Source organism: Dietzia sp. B19 (assembly GCF_014145155.1).
In the GTDB taxonomy this organism is placed as follows: domain Bacteria; phylum Actinomycetota; class Actinomycetes; order Mycobacteriales; family Mycobacteriaceae; genus Dietzia; species Dietzia natronolimnaea.
In genome coordinates, this window is the sequence record NZ_JAALED010000559.1 from 8,292 (window position 1) to 8,514 (window position 223).

Sequence of the window (223 nt, forward strand, 5' to 3'; positions counted from 1 at the left end):
TGCGACGCGCTCGCTGCGCTCGCTTATTTCGCCGCAGATTCCCCGCGTCCGCCCGGGTGCCCTCTCTTGCCTCCGGTTCGCGGCCCACACGATCGGCAGGTGTCAGGGAAAGGGGGACACTGCGCGAACGGACCCAGCCGAGGCGGTGGTGCGAAATCCCGCAGGTGAGAGCACATTAACGCATCATAGCCGTACCATACACGCATGATGCGTGTACACTAGA